Source organism: Erwinia oleae (genome assembly GCF_000770305.1).
Taxonomy (GTDB): Bacteria; Pseudomonadota; Gammaproteobacteria; order Enterobacterales; family Enterobacteriaceae; genus Erwinia; species Erwinia oleae.
In genome coordinates this window covers 1-24249 of sequence record NZ_JNVB01000031.1, presented here as the reverse complement: position 1 = coordinate 24249, position 24249 = coordinate 1, and the positions used below count along the sequence as shown (strand labels likewise).

The window sequence follows — 24249 nt, the reverse complement described above, 5'->3', positions numbered from 1 at the left end:
TATGTCTCAGCACTTTGCCGGATGAAGGCTTGCAATCGCCTGGAAGCTGACCGTAAATAGGGCCTGTCGCTTACTGCTTACAGGAAAACAGCATGACCACACTGGCCGAACAGCTTACCTCCCGCTTTTATCGTTATTTATCCGTCACCAGCCAGAGCAACGCGGCATCGGACGTGCTGCCGAGCACGCCCGGTCAGCATGATATGGCCGCCATGCTGGCGGAAGAGCTGCGCGAAATGGGGCTTCAGGAGGTGGTTGTCGATGAATTCGCCACGGTAACCGCCGTCAAGCCAGGCAATCGCCCTTCTGCGCCGCGTATTGGCTTCATCACCCATATTGACACCGTTGATGTCGGGCTTTCGCCGCATATTCACCCGCAAACGCTGCGTTTTGAGGGCGACGATCTCTGCCTGAATGCCGAACAGGATATCTGGCTACGCGCCGCTGACCACCCCGAAATCGCCGCTTATGCAGGACAGGAGATTATTTTCAGCGATGGCACCAGCGTGCTGGGCGCGGACAACAAAGCGGCGGTCACCGTGGTGATGACGTTGATGGAAAACCTCACCGATGCCACGCCGCACGGCGACATCGTGGTGGCCTTCGTACCTGATGAAGAGATCGGCCTGCGCGGCGCAAAGGCGCTGGATCTGGAAACGCGCTTTAACGTCGATTTTGCCTGGACCATTGACTGCTGTGAACTGGGTGAAGTGGTATTTGAGAACTTTAATGCCGCCGCCGCCGAGATCCATTTTACCGGTGTGACCGCGCATCCTATGTCAGCAAAAGACGTGCTGGTTAATCCGCTGCTGATGGCCTGGGATTTTATCAGCCATTTTGATCGTCAGCAGACGCCGGAACACACTGAAGGGCGCGAAGGCTACATCTGGTTTAACGATATGAACGCCAATGCCAGTGAGGCGCGACTGAAGGCGTCAATTCGCGATTTTGACCTGGCCTCTTTCCGGCAGCGGAAACAGCAAATTGCCGACGTCGCGGAGAAAATTGCGGCGAACTATCCCGCCGGCAAGGTCACCTTCACTCTCAGCGACACCTACAGCAACATCAGCAATGCCGTTGGCGAAGATCGCCGGGCAATCGATCTGATTTTTGAGGCAATGAGGCAGCTGGATATCGAACCGAAAGTCACGCCGATGCGCGGCGGCACCGACGGCGCGGCCCTGTCCGCAAAAGGCCTGCTGACGCCCAATTTCTTTACCGGCGCGCATAACTTTCACTCTAAATTTGAATTTTTGCCGATTGCCTCGTTTGTTAAATCGTATCAGGTTGCGGAAAAACTGTGTCTTCTGGCTGCGGCTGACTGAGCGAGGCGAAACGCGTTGGCGCGATGCCCACGTAGCGGCTGAAGGCCACGCTGAAGGCGCTTGCCGAACGGTAGCCCGTTTGTTCGGCAACGCTGGCCACACTCTCTTCCCCCAACAATAAACGCTTTGCCCGGGCCATACGCCAGGCAAGCAAATAGGCCATCGGCGCGACGCCCATCGCGCGACTGAATCGTTCAAAGAAAGCCGACCGCGACATGGCGGCGGCTTTTGCCAGCTCTGCCATCGTCCAGCTGCGGGTGATATCGCCGTGCATCTGACGCAGCGCAACCGCCAGCCGTTCGTCTGCCAGACCTGCGATCAGTCCCGGCGTGGCGGCGGTTCCGTCGGACGATCGCAGTGCTTCGATCAGCAACACCTCAAGCAGACGCGCCAGGATCACCTCGCGCGCCGGGCGCCTGGCGCGCCACTCATCGCCAACCAGCTGCACCAGCGTGGCAAGACGGCTTTCGCCGCGCACATGTATCTGTTGCGGCAGAAGAGAAACCAGCAGTCCCGCGTCGGGCGACGCGAAGACACAATGGCCGATAAGCAGCCGGACATCGGCTGGGCCATGTTGCTCGCCCGATCTGATTTCGCCGTCCGGCTGGGTAACCGGCGCAATGGCAAAGTGTGCAGGGGAAGGCAGTTCCGCACTGGTCATGGTGAAATCACTGGCGGCGGGCAGCAGGACAAAATCGCCCTGTCTGAGCAGCAGGGGCGCAAATCCGTCAATCGTTAAGCGGCAGCAACCCTCCATCACCGCACAATAAAAAGGCTGTGCGACGTCCGTTCGTCTTACGCCCCAACGACCTGCACCGTTAACCACTTTTGTGTAACGGGCGGTGGGTTGTAACAGCGTCACCACTTCCGCTAATGGATCGATCATCTCTGGACTCCTGCAAAGAATATGCGGACGGATAATTATAGCCAGTCCGGCGCTCAACGCTTAGGCTTTTCTTTCTGAAACCTGAAGGAGTTGATGATGAAAACGATACTGATTACCGGTTGTTCTTCCGGCTTTGGTCATGAAACGGCGCGCTGGTTCCTCGATCGCGGCTGGAAGGTGATCGCCACCATGCGTACGCCAAATCAGGATCTCTTTCCGCAGAGCGAAAATCTGCGCCTGATCGCGCTGGACGTGTCCAGTGCGGAGAGCATTCAACAAGCCATTGAAGCAGCCGGAGAGATTGATGCGCTGGTGAATAACGCCGGTATCGGCCTGCTGGGCGCGCTTGAGGGATTTTCTATGGAGGCGATACGTGAGGTATTTGCGACGAACACGCTGGGCACTATCGCCATGACCCAGGCGGTACTGCCGCAGTTCAGAACGCGTAAGGACGGCGTCATCGTCAACGTTACCTCAACGGTTACGCTGAGGCCGCTGCCTCTGCTCTCTGTTTATACGGCCAGCAAGGCGGCGGTGAATGCCTTTACCGAATCGCTGGCGCTTGAGCTGGCGCAGTTCAACGTTCGCGTGCGGCTGGTGCTGCCGGGCCGCGCACCAACCACCCGCTTCGGCCAGAATGCGCAGGCGCGTATGGCAGGCGCTATTCCCGACGCTTACAGCGCGCTGGCTGAGGGGATTTTTAGCGAATGGGCCAGCTCAACGGAAGAAGTGACGCAGTCGCAGCAGGTTGCGGAAGCGGTCTGGCAGGCGGTCAACGACCCCGCCACGCCGATGCGCACGCCTGCGGGCAGCGACGCGGTCGCGCTGGCCGCTTCGCTTGATTAAAAAGCGTCAGCGCGTTCGATAAAACATGCTGACCAGCAGGTTATGCAATGATATTCAGATCCCTTTTAAATAAGAATTTTTGTGATCTTTATAGCTAACCTGCTGAAAAACTCTGATTCAATTTTATTTCAAAGGTAAACTATCACCTTGTTTATTATCCAGAAGGAGCTGGATATGAGCCTTTACCTGCCCGGAAACGATCTTTACTACCTGCCCAGACAAGACCTCGCCCCGGAAAGTTTTGAATGTATTATTCCGCCCTGGAAAGTCTGGCATGACATCCAACGCATGTATCTCTTCTCTGACGATGCCATCTACAGCGAGAAAGTCGTGCATATGTACCTGCGTGATTATAATCCTAATGGCGCGGCTCCCCAGCCTTGTCACACCAGGGAGGAGGAAAAGTTTAAATGCATGCTTTTCAGCGGAGAAGTGGTAAAAATCAACCCGTTCGGCCAGCCGGAAAGGTTATTCTACATTGACGCCTTTGGAAAGCTGATTTGCCATGACCCTTCAGCATTCACGTTTGGCCGTATCGACAAAATAGTCAGCGCATTTGATGCGGCGGTGCAACGCCGGGATTACAGCCATTGCGGCGGAAAACCGCGTGCAACCTTCCGACCCGAATGGTGGTCTTCCGTTGCCGACGAACCGGCAGTGTCATCCGAACCTTATCGGCGCGCTGTCCGCGAATTGTTGCCGCAGGAGGTCACGCTGGTGGTGGGAATTTTCTTCGACGGCACCGGCAATAACGCGGTGAACGTCAGAAACATGCTTGCCGCATGTAGCGGTGAGCATTTCCGGATCGATAATGAAGATGTTGAATCCATTCTGGCCGAAACGGCGCATGAAAAAATGGGCGTTTCCGGCACAGGCGCTTTCAGCTACACCAGCTATTACACAAACGTACACTGGTTGAGTACGTTGTACAGGCAAATGATCTCGCCGGTAAATGGCTGCATACAACGAACTGTATATGTTGAGGGAACAGGCACGGTTAATGGAGAGCCCGATCGAGTTTTGGGTATAGGAATGGGAATCTCCGACACCGGGGTGCTGGCGAAAACCGATCGGGCGATTGCTGAACTGGCTGGCGCAATTAATACCGTCCGCGACAACCTGAACTCCCCTTTTAAAATCATAGCGCTCAAATTCGATATCTTTGGCTTCAGTCGCGGTGCGGCAGCCGCACGTCATTTTGCCAATCGCGTACAGGCGCAGGACACCGCGCTGGCCAGCGCTATTCGTGAGGGAATGGCGGACGTCGATTACAGCGGTGCGCCCTGCGGCGTAACCCGTTTTATCGGCATCTTTGACACCGTCGCCGCCATCGGCACCGCCACAAACGGCCTGAATCCGCACAGCGCAGATACGGGAAGCGTCAGGCTTCGCCTGCGTCCCGGCGTGGCGGAAAAAGTGTTCCACCTTACGGCACGGCACGAATGCCGTTTCAACTTTGCCCTTAACAGCGTCAGCCCTGCCTGGCCTGAGATGTCGCTGCCCGGTGTCCATGCCGATATTGGCGGTGGTTACCTGCCGCTGGTACGCGAAGATCTCTTTCTCTCCCGCCCGTACGGAGAAACGGTGCCGCTTCAGCGGCCTGATGAACACACGCGGGTGTGGCGCACAGTGCGCAGCGAACGGGTGGATCTTCACTACGCCCCCGCTATGGCGCCGTTGCTGCGCAACCAGGAGGTGGTGATTGAAACCTGGTCAGACGATCGGATGCCGCTGGATCGCTACGGTAATATGCAGAAACGCAGCTTTGCCGCGCTGGCGGTGCGTAACCGGCGGGTTAAAAATGACTGGTCGAAGGTGGCTTTACGGGTAATGATTGAAGCCGCCACCGGGGCGGGCGTGGTGTTTGATCCACTTGATTCAGAAAACCCCGCTCTGGCACTGCCTGCTGAGCTCCAGCCACTTTGCGACAAAGCGCTGGCGCAGGCCAGAGCAGCGTGTAAAAAGCAGTTTTATGACGCGTTCACCGCCGAGGAAATTGCGTTGATTGCGCCTTATATCCACTGCTCAACGCACTGGAATGCTATTAAGCTCAACGACCGCGGCCTGATTATCGGTGGCGCGTCTCCATCAGAGACGCTCAGTTTCCCTCACCGGCCCGATCTGCGCTGGCAACGCACGGTCTATAACATGGACGGAAAAAAACAGTGAAAATGCATATCGCTTTGCTCATCGTTATCATGAGCCTGACCGCCTGTCAGAAAACCATCAAAACCTCCCCGCTGTCGCGCGGCGACTGGACGCTTCCCTATGGCGACTGGAAGTTTGCCTTCTTTACGCCCTACGCTCTGCCTGCGCTGGTTACGCACGTGCGGCTTATTGATACTGCCGGTTATCTCTATCACTTTTTTGACCTCGACCCTACCCGTGATGACTATACGACGAGAGAGGCCTGGAGCAGGACAACCCGGAGCGCTTCTCTCCGGTTTAACCACGCCAGCTTTCCCCCGCAGTATATGGTTTTCTGCTGGGATTCGATTATCGATAGGAAAGTTTACGAAACCAGCATCTTTTTCCCGCAGTCGGTCTGGGAGAAAATGAGAACGCCTGCCAGCTATAAAGCCCGTTCCGGCGCCACGGTGTGGTACAGCACCATGCTGTTCGGGCTCGCGCCGGAAGGAAAGGTCAGAGTCTGGTTGCAGGACGTGGGGGAACATCCCAATTATCTGATACCTGGCTTGAAGATGAAAACCGTCTCCGGCGACCAACTGGATATCTGCCGTGACATAACGAAACATCCAAATGGATATAAATATTACGGCGATACGCCCGCCTTCATTAAAGGAAAAACCTACCCTTACGGCGAATGGTAAACGGCAACAAAAAGGCCGCGCACGATCTGCTACGGCCTTTGTCATGCTGCGTTGCGCCGTTTACTTTACCGCGACGTCAATGCCGGGAAAGAATTTCGCCGCCAGCCGATTGACGGTACCATCGGCCTGCACTTTACCAATTGCTGCATCCAGCGCCTGCTTCATTTTAAGATCGTCCTTGCGCAGACCAAAACCGATGCCCACGCCCAGCACGCCCTCATCCTCTACCGGGCCGCCGGCGAAACTGAAGCCTTTGCCCTGCGGTTTAGCCAGAAAACCCGACTGCCCGGCCGCTGACATCACCAGCGTGCCGTCGAGCCGTCCTGCCAGCATATCGTTATAGACCTGGTTCTGATCCTGATAACTGGTGACGGTCACGCCTTGCGGTTCCCAGTGCTTTTTAGCGAACGTCTCCTGGATTGAACCCTGTAACACGCCGATGTTTTTACCCTTCAGCGCCTCTGCGTCCGGTTTCAGACCCGCGCCCTCTTTACCGATTAACTGGCTGGGAATGCGATAGATCGGACGGGTAAAAGCAATGCTTTTCAGACGAGCTTCAGTGATATTCATCGCCGAATTGATCGCGTCGAATTTTTTCGCCATCAGACCGGGGATCAGCGCGTCAAAGCTGCTCTCCACCCAGCTGCACGTAAAGTTTCCCGCCTGGCAAATGGCCTTGCCCAGTTCGATATCAAACCCCTCAAGCTCGCCCGCCGCGTTACGGCTTTCGAACGGCGGATATTGTGATTCAACGCCGTAGCGCAGCGTTTCCTGCGCCATGACCGACACCGATGAGAGCAGCCCCAGCGCGACAAACAGTGCATTCAGTTTTTTCATTATTTTCCCTCAGGTCTGGTTTAACGAGGCGTTACCCGGCACAGCGCCTGTGCGCCTGCCCGCAGCGTGGCTTCATCTTTGGCAAAAGAGAGTCGGATCAGTTTATTGTCCGTGCCGTCCGTGTAAAACGCCGACAGCGGAATGGTGGCGACGCCATAATCGACGATTAACCGTTTTACCATTTCGCTGTCTGCTTCGTCACTGAAATCGGCAAAGCTGGCTAACATAAAAAATGAACCGGCCGACGGCAGCAGGCGAAACGGCGACGCCTCCAGTAGCGAAACCAGCAGATCGCGCTTTTGCTGATAAAAATCGCCAAGGCTGAGATAGTTCTCCGCGTTAAGCAGGTAGTCGGCAAACGCTACCTGCATCGGCGTGTCGGCGGCATACATCATGAACTGATGCACTTTAACCAGTTCATCCATCAGTTCGGCAGGCGCGAGGCAGTAGCCCACCCGCCAGCCGGTCACGTGAAACGTTTTCCCGAAAGAAGAGACGATAACGCTGCGCTGCGCCAGTTCCGGATGTGTGGCCATCCCATGATGCTGGCGGCCGTCAAAAAGTATGTGCTCATAGACTTCATCTGACAGCACCACGATGTCGCTGTTGCGGGTGATCTGCGCCAGCTCATCGAGATCCTCGCCGCTCAGCACCTGAGCGCTGGGATTGTGCGGGGTATTGATGATGATCATACGCGTCCGGCTTGTCACCGCCGCACGCACCGCGTTCCAGTCAATGGTAAAATCGGGGGCTTGCAGCTTCAGTCCTATCGGGGTCGCGCCCTGTAAGCGTACCATTGGCGCATAGCTGTCAAAGGCCGGCTCAAAGAAGATCACCTCGTCGCCGCTATGCACCAGCCCGCCAATGGCTGCATAAAGCCCCTGACTGGCGCTGGCGGTGATCAACACTTCGCTGTGTGCATCGTAGCGCTGGCCATAAAGCGCCTGCACTTTCGTGGCCAGCGCCTCTTTCAGCGGAGGGTAACCTGTCATGGGCGCGTACTGATTCATGCCGCGCGACATCGCGGCGGTGACGCCGTCGATCAGCGCCGGATCGCAGGGAAAGTTAGGTGCGCCCTGCGACAGGTTAATGGCATGGTGACGGGCGGAAAGCTCGCCGATAACCGCAAAGATGGTGGTGCCGACGTCCGGTAGTTTAGAACGCTGCGGTACGGATGAGAGGATTGTCATACGGGCTCCATCAGGCGGGGAAACTGTCATTCAACGTGAGTGTGCTTGAGTGAACAAGCGAATTGTTGTCATAATAGCCATGACTTTTCTTCATGCCTGAGGGTGCTATGCCGCCACGCTCGCTGCCGCTCAATGCGGTACATGCTTTTATTGTTACCGCCAGACACCTCAATCTGACGCATGCCGCGCGTGAACTTTGCATCACGCAGGGCGCGGTGAGTCGGAAGATCGCCTCGCTGGAGAACTGGCTCGGTTTTACGCTTTTCGTCCGGCATGCGCGCGGCCTGCACCTCACCGCGCAGGGCGCCAGCCTGCTCCCGGTATTTAAAAACAGCGTGGAACAGATGCTGGAAGCCGCGGAACAGGCGATAAGATCGCCCGTTACCGTTCGTCTGAAGGCGCCCACCTGCGCGATGCGCTGGCTGGTGCCGAAGCTGGTGGCGCTGGAGAAAGCGCGCCCGGCGCTTCACGTATCGCTGACCACCACCGTCGATCACAACACCCAGCTGGAAAATTTCGACGCGGCAATCCTCTACGGTACGCTACCCCCCGGTGCGCATCGGCTGTTTGATGAAATTCTGACGCCGGTGATGGCGCCCGGCCTGATCGACACGCCCGCGCTCGCGCTGGACGATCTCGCCCGCTTCACCTTTCTGCACCCTACCGCCGACGGACGTGACTGGATGCTGTGGCTCCACGCACAGCATGCCAGCGTGGCGATGGTGCGTAATCAGCATTTCGACACGATGGATTTGGCGATCGGCGCGGCGGTGCAGGGATTTGGCGTAACGGTAGCGGATGTCACGCTCGTTGAGGAGGATCTGGCGATGAAACGGCTCGTCGCGCCCTTCAACGCGACGGTAAAAACGGGCGCGGTTTACAGTTTCCTCCAGCGCCCGTCATCAGCCACGCCACAGCTTGCGGACGTTGCGGCGTGGCTGCTGACCGCTTAGAAAGAAACCCATTCGTCGGCGGAGGCAGAGGCCGGTTTAGCCAGCAGCGGTCTGCCCGGCGCGGCGGCGACAGGCTTCACTACCGCCGCGCGCGGCGTGTCGGCGGAGAGGCGGAATTTGGCAACTGACAGCGTCAGCTCTTCCGTCTGTCGTTCCAGCGAGCTGGCGGCGGTGGAAACCTCTTCCACCAGCGAGGCGTTTTGCTGGGTCACGCTGTCCATTTCGGTGATCGCCGTGCCTACCTGAGAAATACCTTTGCTCTGCTCTTCAGAGGCGGAGGCGATTTGCTTCATGATCTCCGTCACTTCCCCGACGGATTTCAGGATGTCGCCCATGGTGCTGCCCGCTTCGTTCACCAGACGCGAACCGTCGTCCACGCGACTCACCGAATCCGCAATCAGCGTTTCGATCTCTTTTGCCGCACCGGCGCTACGCTGGGCGAGATTACGCACTTCGCTGGCGACCACGGCAAAACCACGTCCCTGTTCTCCTGCTCGTGCCGCTTCCACCGCGGCGTTCAGCGCAAGGATGTTGGTCTGAAAAGCGATGCTGTTGATGACGTTCGTGATCTCGGCAATTTTCTGCGAGCTTCCCGCAATGCCCTGCATGGTGGTCACCACATTGCCGACCAGCTTGCCGCCCTTGCTGGCGGTTTCAGAGGCGCTCTGCGCCAGCTCGCTGGCATGACGGGCATTATCGGCATTGAACTTCACCGTCGCCGTCAGTTGTTCCATGCTGGCCGCCGTCTGTTCAAGCGCAGCCGCCTGCTGTTCGGTACGCGATGAGAGATCGTTATTGCCCGATGAAATTTCCGCCGCGCCGCGATAGATATTGTCCGTCCCGTTGCGAATGGCGCTGACCGCGTCGCGCAGGCTTTCCTGCATTTCACGCAGCAGCGGCACCAGCTTGCCCACGCAGTTGCGGCCAATATCCGCCAGCGGCTGGCTGAGGTCGCCTTCGGCAATCAGTCGGAAATGCCGCCGCATGCCCTCAAGGGGGCGTACCAGCATAGTGACCAGGTAGCGATCGGCGAACAGCAGAATCAACAGTCCGGCAATCACCGCCACCACAATCACCGTTTTGGTTACCGCCGTCAGTGCATCAACGGTAACCCGCGTGGCATCCAGCTTTTCACCGGCGGCCACGTTAAATTTTTCCAGCGTGGCGCCAAAGCTTCGGCTGAGGGCTGGAGTAACGGTTGCGGCATGATGCCGGAAATCATCCAGTGTGGGCTGCTGTGCCAGGCGCATTTGCGGCGCAACACCGTCATCAAGGAGTTTCTGCCAGCTGGCGATCACCTCATTGGCATAGGCAGGATCAATCGGGCCAGGCGCCTGTGCTTTAAAGTCATCAAGCTGTTTTGCCATGCTGTCCAGCGCCTTCTGCGCGGAGGCCATATCCGCCTGCGCGGTGGCGCTGCCCGCCTGACGTGAATCCACCGCGCGCGAGAGGCGGGTGATAAAGCGGGAATATTGATCGTTGCCTTTGCTGAGGGTGGTCATCTGGCTGACCAACTGGCGATCAACCTCATTGCCTGCGCTCAGTGAATTCAGAGAATGAACGCTGTAAACGCCCACGGCCGTCCATAACAGACTAAACAGCCCCAGCGTCCACAGCATCACGCTGCGTATAGTAAAATTTTTAAAAATATTCATAACGACTCCATTGTAATTACCGGTCTGATTCGTCCTGCACACCGGACGCTTATCGTTCTTATCGGCAATCTGTCACAAAGCCTGAATCGTTATGCTTTTACATTCAAAACCTTACCAGCCGTCGCGTTTCTGTTAAGTGCTTGCTACTTATATAATTTTCAAATCTGTCATCATGCTAAGTAAAAATAATAATTTAACGATGAAATTATTTTGTCATTGAACAGCCCTACAGGCGCACCATTCTCCCCATCAGCAGGCGAAATAACTGCGTCCGGCGGCGCATAAACCGATCTTCCAGTTTCAGCACCGGCTGGCTGCCTTCGCCAAACCGCATTACCCTGTCCTCGTACGGACGCCAGGCGGGCCAGACAATCTCCCCGTTTAACTGATGAGAGAAAGGGGAAACATCACGGGCGAAGTTAAGCCAGTATTCGCTCATCTGTCGGGCGAAATCGCGATCGCTTTCGGTAACAGGCCCGCCAGCCATTGGCGCGGGAAGCTTATCCAGCGTGTTGAAGACGTAAGCAATTTCGCTGCCGTGCCAGGCGCCATCGGGTTGCAGGTCGCGGGCGTTTTCTGCCACATAATCAAACCAGTAGCGCCAGACCGGCATGCCGCAGCGGTGCTGCGCCCGCGCGGCGACGTAACCCATTGTGGTAAACGTCATGTCTCTGGCGACCTGGCGGCCAAGTTCGCTGTCATCGTAGATGCCGTCATACAGCAGACGAATTAACTTAAGCCGCAGGCCAAAGCGTTGTGTCTTGCGTACCTGGGTGATAACGCGTGCGGGGTCACCCCCAAAATAGGTCAGGACGCTGGCCTCATCGCTGTTGCTGCCGATCATCAGCGGCAGCGGCTGCTGCCGTCCGCCGCGAAGAACGCTGAGGATCGGTTCCGGCAGAACGCTGTCGCCCGCGATGGCCGCCGGTCCAACCGAGAGCGCGGGTTCAAGCGGCCAGAAAGCATCCGCAGGCAGTGCGCGAAGCTGCGCTGCGCTTGCGTTTTCGAGGCCGAGGCGTCTGGCCACCGCCACGCCTTTTTTTAAGGCGTCCTCACGCGTAACATCCGGCAGCGCGTAGGCGCTTTGCGCAATGCCTTTGTGGAAAAGCCCGCTGGCGAGCGGTGAACAGAACAACGACAGCACGCTGCGCGCGCCAGCAGATTCGCCAAACAGCGTGACGTTCGATCTGTTGCCGCCAAACGCAGCAATATTGCGCTGCACCCATTGCAGCGCGGCAATCTGATCGAGCAGCGCAAAATTATTGACCACGCCGCCCTCTGTATACTCCTCGTCCAGCGCCGGATGCGCAAAAAAACCGAGGTGACCGAGGCGATAATTGATCGTCACGACCACCGCGCCGCGCGCCGCCAGCGCATGGCCTGAATAGAGCGGCAGCCCGCCCGACCCCAGCGTAAAGCCGCCGCCATGCAGCCAGACCATCACCGGCAGCGGGCGCGACGTTTCGGGATCGGGCGTCCAGACATTCAGATAGAGGCAATCTTCGCTGAACGTGCCGGGATCGCCACCCCCGGCTTCTTCGCAGAATTCGCGATTTTGCCAGCTGGCGCAGCCCCATCGTGTGGCGGCGCGCGCGCTGTGCCAGGGTTCTGTCGGTTTGGGCGGCTGCCAGCGCAGCGGCCCGACGGGCGGTGCCGCGTAGGGGATGCCTCTGAAAACGAAAACACCTTCCTCATAGTCGCCTTCCAGGGCGCCCTCTGCCGTCTCAACCCGCAATAAACGTTCGTTTTGCATTTTTTCGCCCATAAATAGCCTGCTAACTATTATTCCAGGCGAGGCGGGAATGTCTACCCATAGAGCGGATTTGCAGACAATACTTAATCAGCGCGCCAGACCGCAACGGCGCAGACTCTCCTGCTCCTTCTGCTGATAAAGGCTGAATTCACTGACTACCGCGCTGCCCAGCGCTGCCTCAAACGCCTGCTGGCTGGCATTACCGTGCGCGCGCGCCTGCTCTGCGCCGCCCAGATTTGACTGAAAAATGCCCGCCGCGCTGACCGGCAGGAAATCCTCATACACTATCGGCGTGGCGATCAGGCAGCCTTCGTCAATCAGCTTCTCCCGGTCGGCGGCGGGATGAAAAGCGTCAGGATGCGCCTGGCCTTTTTCCGTTACCTGCCAGCTAAACCAGGCCAGTTTGTGTGTGCGCAGCGTGCGCGCGTCGTCCGGAAAGGCGCTGAACACCTCAGCAAGCTGCTGCTGATGAGTGACGTTGTCACTCTTCAGGCCCGCTTTGGTTAACAGTTCGTCATAAAGCCGACGCCCTTTGATGGTCAGAGCCGCGCCACGCTGTTCGATTTCGCCGAAACGCGCGGTGTGGGTGCCTTCCAGCCTGTCAGTAAAACGCACCGGTTCGTCCAGCGCCTTAAAGCTGGTCTGACGCAACAGCAGCGGCACCCGACGGTGCGGCGGCCCTTCGATAATAGCTTTTGGCGTGATGCCGGCCTGCGGCATCAGCGCCTGTACGCGGTCAATATCCAGCGTGCGCGGCGTGAGGTGATTGATATGGCAGCCGGCAAAGCAAACGACATCAGCAATCAGTCGGTGCTGCTGGCTGAGCGCGTTATAGGTTTTGCTGTCAACCCGCGTCTCTGTATGCCAGCGAAACGTCTCCAGAGCTTCAGCAATGAAGGCCTGCGCCTGCTCTGCATTGAAGCCGCCCTGCTGCTGATGCAGGTTCACCAGTTCACGGCAGCGCGGCGTAAAGATATCGCGGGCGGCAAGGATCGCCTCAGCCTGGGCGCGCAGCGTGGCGTCGTCAATCAGCTCCAGCCGAAGCAGCGAGGTAAAAAGGCGGAACGGATTGTTTTTCAGCGCGCGATCCCCGACCGGACGAAAAGCCGTAGAGTGAACCGGCACGCCCGCCTGCGAAAGGTCGTAATAGCCAACCGGCTGCATGCCCATGATGGCAAAAATTTGCCGCAGCATCGCCAGCTCCGCCGCAGTACCCACGCGGATCGCGCCATGACGTTCAACGCGCAGACGACGTAGCTCATCGGTGGCGTCGAGCTGCTGTTTTAACGCGGGTTCACGCTCCAGCACCTCATTATTTACCTGCTCAACCAGCGTCAACAGCGTTCCGTATTGGGGTACCTCCTGCTGATACATCGCTGACATCGCGCTGGCGAAGGACGCACGCAGGTCATCGGCGGCTATCCAGGTTTTTTTCATTGGTAGCTCTCCTGATTCGGTATTGTTTTTAGCGTAACGGAAAGGCCATCGACGCGAGTAAAAAAACCGATAAAGTGTGATCGCGGCCGCGCCGCACCGGTTTTCATAAGCAACAGAAATTGCTGAGGAAGTAAATGGCGCAAAAAAGTGATGGATAACACGGTAAAAGCGCCAAATGTTAATTATTATTTGCAATAAGGTTAACAAAATTGGAGGCGATCGCTTGCCGGGTCGTTTATGCCCTGCGTACGCTATCTCATGGAAAAAAATTACCTTTTTAATCAGCGCATTCGCCTGCGCCATCTGCATACTTTTGTGGCCGTCGCTCAACAGGGAACGCTGGGACGCGCGGCGGAAACGCTGTCGCTCAGCCAGCCTGCTCTCTCTAAAACGCTTAATGAGCTTGAAGCGTTAACCGGCGCACGCCTTTTTGAACGCGGGCGCCTTGGCGCACAACTGACCACCATGGGCGAGCAGTTTCTGATCCATGCGGTGAAAATCCTTGATGCGCTGAATCACGCGGGACAGTCACTGCGCGCTTCTGAACAGGGCGACCCCGCCGTGCTGCGACTCGGCGTACTGACCACGGTGGCGTTAGGCATGCTGCCTTCCATACTCGACCGCTTCCACCGACAGCAGCCACAGGCGATAGTCCAGGTCGCCACGCTGCATAACAACGTACTGATTGCAGGCCTGAAAGCGGGCGAATTTGACGTTTGTATTGGCCGGATGGCCGAAGCAGAAATGATGAACGGGCTTAATTATGAACTGCTGTTTCTGGAGTCGCTACGTCTGGTCGTGAAGCCCGATCATCCGCTATTAAGTGACAATGTCACGATTTCCCACGCGCTTGCTTTTCCGGTGGTTATCTCTCCTGAAGGCACTGCGCCACGCCGCATCGCTGAAGCCATGCTGGAGAAACAGGGGTGCCATTTGCCCGCCACGCTGGTGGAAACGTCCTCCACTTCCCTCGCCCGTCAACTGGCGTTGCGTTACAACTATGTCTGGTTTGTGCCTTCCGGCGCGATAAAAGAGGATTTGCTGCACGCCTCGCTGGCTGCGCTGCCCATTGCCTCGCACGAACCGGGCGAGCCGGTGGGGATCATGACACGCTCAGGCGTGCCGCTCAGCCTCAGCGCAGAAGTGTTAATGACCACCATTCGCCGTTCTCACGCTGGCTAGCGGCTACGCTTGGCATGACGCTCGCGATTGTCCAGCCGCGCCTGTTCGCTTTTGCGCAACGCAACATAGCAGGCGCCGCTGCCGCCATGCTGCGGCTGCGCGCTGCAAAAGGCCTGCACGTGCTCAAACTGCTGGAGCCAGCGATCGAGATAACTGCGTACGACATTCGCGTGTGAGCGATCTTCCCTGCCCTTTCCGTGGATAATCAGCAGGTTGCGGAAGTTATTTTGCTCCGCCTGAAGCATAAAGGTGTACAGCGTACGGCGGCAGGCTTCCACCGGCTGACGCAGCAGATTCAGGCTGGCATCCTGCTTGTATTTCCCCAGCCTCAATTTATCCAGCACGCCCTGCTGAATGCCTTCTGCTTTGTATTCCAGCGGCGTGGCAAGCGGAACGAGAGTGAGGTTACCGCTGAGCAGCGGATTATCCAGTTGTGTTTCATCGTAAGGTGCCTGGCGCGTTCTGACGGAAGGTGATTTCAACCACTGCGTATCGGCGCGGGTGCTGAGCGGCGTCACGTCTTCCATTGCCGCCTGAAAGAGATCTTTGTCTTCTGAATTTGTCATCTGGCCCTCCGGTTCACTCAGCGCGATCGATGACCGCGCCGGGTTAGTTTAGCAAATTTGCTCCCGGATGCGCTTACGCGCTGGCCAGCGCGAAGCGCGCGCTCTCTTCATCAGTGATCAGGCCGGAAACCCAGCGTCCTTTCAGCGCAGCCACGATGGCACGATGTTTGTCGCGCCCGCCAGCGAAGCCAATTACGCGGCGCGTGGTATGCGCGGTCAGGCGCACGCTGGTCAGCCGCTCATCCAGCTCGCTGGCAACCCGCTGCCCGTCTTCGCCAATAAAATGACCGAGCATTTCCGCCGCCACGCGCTGCGATTCCAGTCGACTCACCTGCGCATCGCTGATAAACCCGTCCGCATTCAGCGGGCAGCCTGGCGCCACCTGGCCGATGCCGACAAACATCACGTCCGCCTGCGCCGCTTTCTCTGTAACAGTGCGATAAATGCGATGGTTACACCAGAGATCGCGGTCTGCGGCACTGTCGGCGTAGAGCGGCGCAGGCAGAATAAAATAGCGCCCCTGGGTTTTTTCCGCCATCCACAGCGGCACGTCGTAGCGGGTACAGGAACCGTCGCTGGCGATGGCGCCAATCAGCGACACGCAGCTGTGCTGCGGACGATCGAAAGCAGGCAGTTCCTCAATGGTGGCGCGCAGCGTACGCCCCGATCCCACCGCGACAATTTGCGGCGTATCCAGCTTCAGCGTTTGCGCCATGATCTCCGCACCGGCAACGGCGATCATCTGCTGAAGACCGGAGGACTCCACGCCCGATGAGGGCACCACCTGACACTCTCTCAGTTCAAACCGCTCTCGCAGCTGTCGCGCCAGCGTCATGCAGTCGGCGACCGGATGCGCAATGGTCACGCTGACCAGCCCCTGCTCGGCGGCCAGCGCCACCAGACGCTGCGCTACCTGACGTGAAACACCGAGCTTATCGGCGATATCGTGCTGCGTTTCTCCGGCAATGTAATACATCCAGGCCGCGCGTGCCGCCTGATCAAGCTTCTTATCGTGTTTACTCATCATAGTGCTCTGACATTTTTTTTCAGCTTACTCCGAATATTTGCCCGTCAAACGGGCAAAAGCAAAATTTGTGATCTCTCCCGCAGACAGCCAGACGTTTGTTCACCAGTCTATAGCGCATTAAGCAAAAGCTCTTGTTAAGAGCAAATGCCCATTTAAATAAGGAGAGTATTATGGCCGCTTCTGTCCCTTCCGTCTGGATGCATATTGGCGCAGGTTCATTTCATCGCGCGCATCAGGCCTGGTATCTGCACCGTCTGATCAAACAGGGTGAGTCCGACTGGCAGATTGCGTTGAGCAATATTCGCGATGACGCCTGCGCGCTGCTCGACACGCTCAGCGCACAAAACGGTGAATATACGCTGGAAACCGTTACGCCTGAAGGCGAACGTGCTTATGAGCGTATTACCTCCATTAAAACGCTGGTGCCGTGGGATCGCGAACTGAACGGCATGATCAAACAGGGCGCCGACGAAACCACCCGCGTCATCGCTTTCACCGTGACCGAAAGCGGCTACTATCTCGACAACGATCACCAGCTTGATCCGCGTCATGCCGATATCCGTGCCGATCTTCAGGGCGAGGCGCGCACCATTTACGGCGCGCTGACTCGCATTTTGCTGGCGCGAATGGCTGCACACGGCAATCCCGTGACGCTTCTCAACTGTGACAACCTGCGCCATAACGGCGAGCGCTTTCGTCAGGGCTTTCTCACGTTCCTGACCCTGCGTAAAGAAGAAGCGCTGCTGGCGTGGGTGACCGCGAACACCACGTCGCCTGACACCATGGTCGATCGTATCACGCCGCGCCCAACGGCCGATATTGCGCCGCGCGTGGCACAGGCAACCGGTTTTGATGATAAAGCGCCGATCATGGGCGAAGCCTTTATTCAGTGGGTGATTGAGGATGACTTTGCCGCCGGGCGCCCTGCGCTGGAAAAGGTTGGCGTGGAAATGGTTGACTCCGTGCTGCCCTGGGAAGAAGCAAAAATTCGCATTCTTAATGCCAGCCACAGCTGCATTGCCTGGGCGGGCACGTTGACGGGCCAGTCTTATATTCACGAAAGTACGCAGACGCAGGCGATCAAAGAGATGGCCTGGGAATATGTCACGCAGGACGTGATCCCGTCGCTGACGCCAAGCCCGCTCGACTTGCAGGCGTATCGCGATGTGGTGCTGGAACGCTTTGCCAATCCCTGGATTCAGGACACCAACCAGCGGGTGGCGGCCGATGGCCTCTCCAAGATCCCCGGTTTTATTACCCCAACGCTGATTGAGTGCTATGCCCGTGGCGAAACGCCGCGCGCGACCGCCGTGCTGCCCGCCCTCTTCTTCCTGTTTTTACAGCGTTGGCACCGCGGCGAACTGCCGTATGAATATCAGGATGGCGCGCTGGATGCGCCTGCGCTGCATGCATTATTGGACCGTGACGACGCGCTTGAGCGCTTTGCCGCCGACGAAACGTTGTTCGGCCCGCTGGCGCAGCGGGCTGAGTTCGCCGCGCTGTTGAAAGAGACCGTTGCCGGGCTGGCTGAGTGGGTAAAACAGCCGCAGCCCGTCGGCGAATAAGGAGCACACTATGTATCTCGGAATTGATGCAGGCACCTCGGAAATTAAAGTGCTGGTGATTGACGGCGAAGGCGAGATGGTGGCCAGCGCCGGGGCAAAACTCAGCGTGCAGCGCCCGCATCCGCACTGGTCGGAACAGGATCCGGCGCAGTGGTGGCAGGCAACGCAGCAGGCCATCAGCGAACTGCGGACGAAGGTCGGCAACCGCTGGGGAGAAATCCGCGCCATTGGCCTGTCGGGCCAGATGCACGGCGCGGTGCTGCTGGATAAAGATAACCGCGTTCTGCGCCCGTGTATTCTGTGGAACGATACCCGCAGCGCGGCAGAGTGCGCCGAACTGACCACGCTGGCGCCAATGCTCCACAGCGTCGCGGGCAATCTGGCGATGCCGGGATTTACGGCACCCAAGCTGATGTGGGTGGCACGCCATGAACCTGAAATATTTGAACAGACCGCCAGCGTGCTGCTGCCGAAAGACTATCTGCGCTGGAAAATGACCGGTGAGAAAATCAGCGATATGTCTGATGCGGCCGGGACGCTCTGGCTGGATGTGGCAAAGCGCGACTGGTCAGACAGCCTGCTCGCAGCCTGCGGATTGAGCCGCGATCATATGCCGCGGCTGGTTGAAGGCTCTGCGCCGGGCGGAATGTTGAAGGTTGAGCTGGCGCGCCAGTGGGGACTGAGCGAAGAGGTGATCGTGGCGGGCGGCGGTGGCGATAATGCCGCCAGCGCGGTAGGCATTGGCGCGGTGAATCCGGGCGATGCTTTTATCTCTCTCGGCACCTCCGGGGTGCTGTTTGCGGTGAACGATCGCTTCCGCCCGAACCCGGCCTCGGCGGTTCATGCATTTTGTCACGCCCTTCCCGACCGCTGGCATCAGATGAGCGTAATGCTCACCGCCGCCAGCGGTCTGCGCTGGCTGTGTGACCTGCTCGGCGCGTCAGAAACCACGCTCCTCTCGGAAGTGGCGACGCTGAGCAGCGCCGAGCAGCAGAGCGCCCCGCTGTTCCTTCCTTATCTGTCCGGCGAACGCACGCCGCATAACGATCCGCAGGCAACGGGATCTTTCCACGGGCTGACGCATGGCACGCAGCGCGCTGCGCTGGCCTATGCGGTGCTGGAGGGCGTGACGTTCGGTATCGCTGACGGACTGAAGGTGTTAAACGAAGCGGGCACCGCGCTGACCGCCTGTTCGCTGATTGGCGGCGGCGCACGCAGCCCGTGGTGGGCGCAGCTGATGGCCGACGTGCTCAATCTGCCGGTGGTGACGCACAAAGGCGGCGAAGCGGGCGGCGCACTGGGCGCGGCGCGGCTTGGCTGGCTGGCGGATGGCGGTGATGAGGCGCAGGTCTGCCGCAAGCCCGCCGAACTGAAACGTTACCTGCCGGATGCCGGACGGCATGCGGTTTTAGAGAAGCGGCTCGACTATTTCCGGCTGCTTTATCAGCAGCAGCGCGAGGCTCGCGCACTCGGTTTCTAATCCTGACCCGGACGCCATGTCCGTCCGGGCCCTGCACGCACCTGAGGTACTAACATGACATCAGCAAAAAACTGGTTCGGACTCCCGCTCTCGCTGATCTGGGGCTATATCGCCATCGCTATTTTTATGAGCGGCGATGGGTTTGAGATGGCGTTTCTTTCCAAACACATTACCGATCTGGGCTTCACCCCGGCGCAGTCCGCGCTGGTCTTTACGCTGTATGGCGCCGCCGCCGCGCTGGCGGCGTGGAGCTCTGGCGTGGTGGCGGAAATCATCACCCCGCAGCGCGCGATGCGCATCGGCTTTGTGCTATGGGTGATCATGCATATTCTGTTTATGACGCTGGGACTGGGCCTGCGTAACTATCCGCTGATGCTGCTGTTTTACGGTATTCGTGGCCTGGCTTATCCGCTGTTTATCTACTCTTTCGTGATGCTGGTAGTGCAGAATGTACCTAAACATCAGCTCTCTTCCGCCATGGGCTGGTTCTGGGCGATGTATTCAATCGGCATCGGCTGCGTGGGCAGCTACCTGCCAAGTTTTACCATTCCGTGGATCGGTGAAACCGGTACGCTGTGGTTTGCGATTGCCTGGGTGACCGCGGGCGGTCTGATGGCGATGTTTATGCTGCGTAAGGTAGGGGGCGAAAGCGAAAAAGCCCATCTTTCAACGCGTGAGAAAATCACCGAGCTGTCGCGGGCGGTGACCATTCTCTTCACTAACCGCAATATTTTTCTGGCCTGTCTGATCCGCATTATCAATACCCTCTCACTGTTTGGCTTTGCGGTGGTCATGCCGATGCTGTTCGTCGGACGGCTGGGCTTCAGCATGTCGGAATGGCTGCAAATATGGGCGGTGTTCTTCTTCGTCACCATTTTCACCAACGTGATGTGGGGCGTGCTGGGTGAATATATCGGCTGGATCCGGCAGGTGCGCTGGTTTGGCTGCCTGGGCTGCGCGCTGTCGAGCCTGGCGTTTTACTATTTGCCCGTTACCTTCGGTCATAACTACTGGGTGGCGATGATCCCGGCGGTGATGCTGGGCATTACCGTGGCCGCTTTCGTGCCAATGACCGCTGTTTTCCCGGTACTGGAGCCAAAACATAAAGGGGCGGCGATTTCGATTTATAACCTGTCGGCAGGGCTCAGCAACTTTCTCGCCCCGGCGATTGCATCACTGGTGCTTCCCTTCTTTGATATTGTCGGTGTGGTGTGGACGTATACCGGTCTTTACCTTTTTGCCGGTATTCTGACCATGATCATCAAAGTCGATCAGCCTGCACGCGTCTCTGCTTCGCAGGAAACCAACCGCTACCGCAACAGAGTCGCCACTGAGCATAAATCCTAATTTTCCCTAACCACTTGATTTTTATTAAGGGATGCTGTTTTAAAAACGGTATCCCTTTTTTTATGCGGATAAACAACCTCCGACCCGTTCCCTTTAGTGGCCAATAAATGTTAAAATTGACCCTGGTCAATAATACAGTCGAGCATAATTTATGATCCCGGAAAAGCGTATTATCAGTAGACGCATTCAGTCTGGCGGTTGTGCAATCCACTGTCAGGATTGCAGCATCAGCCAGCTCTGTATTCCATTCACCCTGAATGAACATGAGCTCGATCAACTCGATAATATTATCGAGCGCAAAAAGCCGATTCAGAAAGGCCAGACGCTGTTCAAAGCAGGTGATGAGCTGAAGTCTCTGTACGCAATCCGTTCCGGTACTATCAAAAGTTATACCATCACCGAACAGGGCGACGAGCAGATCACCGGCTTTCACCTGGCGGGCGATCTGGTGGGTTTTGACGCTATCAGCGCCGGGGAGCATCCGAGTTTTTCTCAGGCGCTGGAAACGGCAATGGTCTGCGAAATCCCTTTTGAAACGCTTGATGACCTTTCCGGTAAAATGCCCAGTCTGCGTCAGCAGATGATGCGTTTGATGAGCGGCGAAATCAAAGGCGACCAGGAGATGATCCTGCTGCTGTCAAAAAAGAACGCCGAAGAGCGGCTGGCAGCCTTTATCTATGGCCTTTCACGTCGTTTCGGCCAGCGCGGTTTTTCCCAACGCGAGTTTCGTCTCACCATGACGCGTGGCGACATTGGTAATTACCTGGGGCTGACGGTGGAAACGATCAGTCGCCTGCTGGGCCGCTTCCAGAAAAGCGGTATGCTGGCCGTTAAAGGTAAATACATCACCATTGAAAATCACGAGCTGCTTTCGCAGCTCGCCGGTCAGAGCCACGCCGTGGCCTGATGATTGGTTCCGGGCTGATAAACAGCCCGGCTTCTCCTTTTTTTCGCCAGGCAATCACCCTTCGACAATATTGTTATAATATTGATCCCGCTACGTCTTTTTTACTTCTTACCCGGCCATGATTGGGCTATCTTTATGCAATACGCTCAGTGCATGGAGACTTTACTTATGGCTAAGTATCAAAACGTTCTGGTGGCCATCGACCCACAGCAGGACGATCAACCCGCGCTACGTCGTGCTGTTTATCTCAATCAGCGTCTGGGCGGCCGGATCACCGCGTTTCTGCCGATCTACGACTTCTCATACGAAATGACCACGCTGCTTTCACCGGATGAACGCACCACCATGCGTAAAGGCGTGGTCAGCCAGCGAACCGAATGGATCCGCGAGCAGGCGCAGGCCTATCTGAATGCGGGTGTGAGCATTGATATTAAAGTGGTCTGGCACAATCGACCTTTCGAAGCCATCATCCAGGAAGTTTTGCACGGCGGTTACGATCTGGTGCTGAAAATGGCGCATCAGCAGGACAAACTTCAGGCGGTGGTCTTTACGCCGACCGACTGGCATCTGCTGCGTAAGTGCCCCTGCCCGGTGTGGATGGTTAAAGACCAGCCCTGGCCGGAAGGCGGTAGAGCGGTGGTGGCGGTCAACCTGGCGAGCGAAGAGCCGCATCACGATCCGCTTAACACAAAGCTGGTGAAAGAAACTATTGAACTGGCTGAGATGGTTAATAACACGGAAGTGCATCTTGTGGGCGCGTACCCTGTCACGCCGATCAATATTGCGATAGAACTGCCGGACTTCGATCCCAGCGTGTATAACGACGCTATTCGCGGGCAGCATCTGTTGGCGATGAAAGCGCTGCGCCAGAAGTTCAGCATTGATGAGAAATATACGCACGTTGATAAAGGTTTGCCGGAAGAAGTCATCCCGGGTCTTGCCGAGCACCTGGATGCAGGCGTGGTGGTGCTGGGCACTATTGGCCGGACCGGCCTGTCAGCTGCGTTTTTAGGGAATACTGCTGAGCAGGTTATCGATCATCTGCGCTGCGACCTGCTGGCAATTAAGCCGGATGGCTTTGTCTCACCGATTGCGCTGGACAATGACGAAGACGACTAGTCGGCGGAGAACATAATGGATAAAAAAGCCGGGTTTCCCCGGCTTTTTGTTATAACGCTTTCAGAATGGCGTCGACGGTCGCTTTCGCATCGCCGAACAGCATCTGAGTGTTCTCTTTAAAGAAAAGCGGGTTTTGCACGCCAGCGTAACCGGTATTCATTGAACGCTTAAACACCACGACATTCTGCGCTTTCCACACTTCCAGCACCGGCATCCCTGCAATTGGGCTGTGCGGATCGTCCTGTGCGGCCGGATTCACCGTATCGTTCGCGCCAATGACCAGCACCGTATCGGTATCGCTGAAGTCGTCGTTGATTTCGTCCATTTCCAGCACAATATCGTACGGCACGCGCGCTTCAGCCAGCAGAACGTTCATATGCCCCGGCAGACGTCCGGCCACGGGATGAATGCCGAAACGCACCTTGATGCCCATCGCACGCAGTTTCTCGGTGATTTCGGCAACCGGATACTGTGCCTGAGCAACCGCCATGCCATAGCCTGGCGTGATGATCACCGAACTGGAATTTTTCAACAGCTCTGCGGTGCCCTGGGCGTCGATTTCACGATGTTCGCCAACCTCTTCACCCTCGCTGGAGACCGCGCTGTCGGTGCCGAATCCGCCAGCAATCACGCTGATAAACGAGCGGTTCATCGCTTTACACATGATGTAAGAGAGGATGGCGCCGGAGGAACCGACCAGCGCACCAGTAACGATCAGCAGATCGTTACTGAGCATAAAGCCCGCTGCCGCTGCCGCCCAACCTGAGTAAGAGTTAAGCATTGACACCACCACCGGCATATCCGCGCCGCCGATGGAGGCAACCAGATGCCAGCCGAACGCCAGCGCAATCAGCGTCATCACAAACAATGCGAAGCCCTGAAGCCCTGCGCTGTCGGTACGCACAAAAATGATCAGCAGACAGAAGGAAACCACCAGCGCCAGCAGATTCAGCTTGTGGCGATGCGGCAGCATCAGCGGACGCGAGGAGATTTTCCCGCGCAGTTTACCAAACGCCACCAGCGAACCGGTGAAGGTCACCGCGCCAATAAAGATACCAATGAACACTTCGCTCAGGTGGATATTTTCCAGTACCGCATCCAGACCCGGACCTTGATCGAGGTAGCTGTTAAAACCGACCAACACCGCTGCCAGGCCGACAAAGCTGTGCAGGATTGCCACCAGCTCCGGCATTTCGGTCATTTCAACTTTTTTCGCCAGGTGCATGCCAATCGCGCCGCCAATGACCATCGCCAGCAGAATCCAGGCAACGTGACCGGTTTCAGGGCCAAAAATGGTCGCCAGCAGCGCAATCGCCATACCGCTGATGCCGAACAGGTTACCC

The 24249-nt window shown here is 57.3% G+C and carries 20 protein-coding genes; 11 read left to right on the top strand and 9 right to left on the bottom strand.

The genetic code is table 11. The features are described from left to right. The first annotated feature begins 92 nt into the window (after positions 1 to 92). Complete coding sequence (gene pepT, locus GS12_RS11740) at positions 93 to 1325, top strand: peptidase T (RefSeq protein WP_034947109.1); 1233 nt, start codon at positions 93 to 95, stop codon at positions 1323 to 1325. On the opposite strand, the gene GS12_RS11735 is transcribed toward pepT, so the two are convergent. Then, positions 1273 to 2211, bottom strand: a complete 939-nt coding sequence (locus GS12_RS11735; protein ID WP_052118438.1) for an AraC family transcriptional regulator — start codon at positions 2209 to 2211, stop codon at positions 1273 to 1275. The genes pepT and GS12_RS11735 overlap by 53 nt on opposite strands. Before the next feature lie 96 nt (positions 2212 to 2307). On the opposite strand from GS12_RS11735, the gene GS12_RS11730 reads away from it, so the two are divergent. The 3 genes from GS12_RS11730 to GS12_RS11720 all read left to right on the top strand — a co-directional run bounded on the left by GS12_RS11730 (position 2308) and on the right by GS12_RS11720 (position 5888). Further along, complete coding sequence (locus GS12_RS11730; protein WP_034947107.1) at positions 2308 to 3057, top strand: SDR family oxidoreductase; 750 nt, start codon at positions 2308 to 2310, stop codon at positions 3055 to 3057. Between the two features lie 174 nt (positions 3058 to 3231). Beyond that, complete coding sequence (locus tag GS12_RS11725; protein WP_052118437.1) at positions 3232 to 5226, top strand: phospholipase effector Tle1 domain-containing protein; 1995 nt, start codon at positions 3232 to 3234, stop codon at positions 5224 to 5226. 2 nt (positions 5227 to 5228) lie between these two features. After that, the gene (locus GS12_RS11720; protein ID WP_034947156.1) at positions 5229 to 5888 is read left to right on the top strand and encodes a DUF2931 family protein; all 660 of its coding nucleotides are present in this window, start codon (positions 5229 to 5231) and stop codon (positions 5886 to 5888) included. 60 nt (positions 5889 to 5948) lie between these two features. Here GS12_RS11720 and GS12_RS11715 read toward each other — a convergent pair whose 3' ends face one another. Both GS12_RS11715 and GS12_RS11710 read right to left on the bottom strand, forming a co-directional pair. Further along, positions 5949 to 6725 (bottom strand): transporter substrate-binding domain-containing protein, encoded by a 777-nt coding sequence (locus tag GS12_RS11715; protein WP_034947106.1) that lies wholly within the window; start codon positions 6723 to 6725, stop codon positions 5949 to 5951. Positions 6726 to 6745: 20 nt separating this feature from the next. Continuing rightward, the gene (locus tag GS12_RS11710) at positions 6746 to 7915 is read right to left on the bottom strand and encodes a methionine aminotransferase (RefSeq protein ID WP_034947105.1); all 1170 of its coding nucleotides are present in this window, start codon (positions 7913 to 7915) and stop codon (positions 6746 to 6748) included. 107 nt (positions 7916 to 8022) lie between these two features. On the opposite strand from GS12_RS11710, the gene GS12_RS11705 reads away from it, so the two are divergent. Continuing rightward, complete coding sequence (locus tag GS12_RS11705) at positions 8023 to 8868, top strand: LysR family transcriptional regulator (protein ID WP_034947103.1); 846 nt, start codon at positions 8023 to 8025, stop codon at positions 8866 to 8868. On the opposite strand, the gene GS12_RS11700 is transcribed toward GS12_RS11705, so the two are convergent. The 3 genes from GS12_RS11700 to hglS all read right to left on the bottom strand — a co-directional run bounded on the left by GS12_RS11700 (position 8865) and on the right by hglS (position 13713). Beyond that, positions 8865 to 10523, bottom strand: coding sequence for a methyl-accepting chemotaxis protein (locus GS12_RS11700; protein ID WP_034947101.1), 1659 nt, complete (start codon positions 10521 to 10523; stop codon positions 8865 to 8867). The two genes, GS12_RS11705 and GS12_RS11700, sit on opposite strands and share 4 nt — an antisense overlap. 226 nt (positions 10524 to 10749) lie before the next feature. Continuing rightward, entirely contained in the window at positions 10750 to 12276 is a 1527-nt protein-coding gene (locus GS12_RS11695; protein ID WP_034947154.1) for a carboxylesterase/lipase family protein, read from the bottom strand. Positions 12277 to 12363: 87 nt separating this feature from the next. Then, a complete protein-coding gene (gene hglS, locus GS12_RS11690) occupies positions 12364 to 13713 on the bottom strand; it encodes a 2-oxoadipate dioxygenase/decarboxylase HglS (protein ID WP_034947099.1) in 1350 nt (449 codons plus the stop codon). A 258-nt stretch (positions 13714 to 13971) separates the two neighbouring features. Between hglS and GS12_RS11685 the strand changes: the two genes are divergently transcribed. Continuing rightward, complete coding sequence (locus GS12_RS11685) at positions 13972 to 14895, top strand: LysR substrate-binding domain-containing protein (protein ID WP_034947153.1); 924 nt, start codon at positions 13972 to 13974, stop codon at positions 14893 to 14895. Here the strand turns inward: GS12_RS11685 and smrA are convergent. Continuing rightward, on the bottom strand, positions 14892 to 15461 hold the full coding sequence (smrA, locus tag GS12_RS11680) for a DNA endonuclease SmrA (protein WP_034947098.1): 570 nt from the start codon (positions 15459 to 15461) through the stop codon (positions 14892 to 14894). The genes GS12_RS11685 and smrA overlap by 4 nt on opposite strands. Before the next feature lie 73 nt (positions 15462 to 15534). Then, positions 15535 to 16485: a sugar-binding transcriptional regulator gene (locus tag GS12_RS11675; protein ID WP_034947097.1), complete on the bottom strand. Its 951-nt coding sequence runs from the start codon at positions 16483 to 16485 to the stop codon at positions 15535 to 15537. A gap of 173 nt (positions 16486 to 16658) precedes the next feature. On the opposite strand from GS12_RS11675, the gene dalD reads away from it, so the two are divergent. From dalD to uspE, 5 genes are all read left to right on the top strand, one after another. Continuing rightward, positions 16659 to 18053, top strand: a complete 1395-nt coding sequence (gene dalD, locus GS12_RS11670; RefSeq protein ID WP_034947095.1) for a D-arabinitol 4-dehydrogenase — start codon at positions 16659 to 16661, stop codon at positions 18051 to 18053. A gap of 10 nt (positions 18054 to 18063) precedes the next feature. After that, on the top strand, positions 18064 to 19533 hold the full coding sequence (gene xylB, locus GS12_RS11665) for a xylulokinase (protein ID WP_034914917.1): 1470 nt from the start codon (positions 18064 to 18066) through the stop codon (positions 19531 to 19533). 54 nt (positions 19534 to 19587) lie between these two features. Beyond that, entirely contained in the window at positions 19588 to 20880 is a 1293-nt protein-coding gene (locus GS12_RS11660; protein WP_034947093.1) for an MFS transporter, read from the top strand. A gap of 151 nt (positions 20881 to 21031) precedes the next feature. Next, entirely contained in the window at positions 21032 to 21787 is a 756-nt protein-coding gene (locus GS12_RS11655) for an FNR family transcription factor (protein WP_034914923.1), read from the top strand. A gap of 168 nt (positions 21788 to 21955) precedes the next feature. After that, positions 21956 to 22906, top strand: a complete 951-nt coding sequence (uspE, locus tag GS12_RS11650; RefSeq protein WP_034947091.1) for a universal stress protein UspE — start codon at positions 21956 to 21958, stop codon at positions 22904 to 22906. 49 nt (positions 22907 to 22955) lie between these two features. Here the strand turns inward: uspE and pntB are convergent. After that, positions 22956 to 24249 (bottom strand): Re/Si-specific NAD(P)(+) transhydrogenase subunit beta (gene pntB, locus GS12_RS11645; protein WP_034947090.1); only part of this gene is annotated, 1294 nt, incomplete at its 5' end.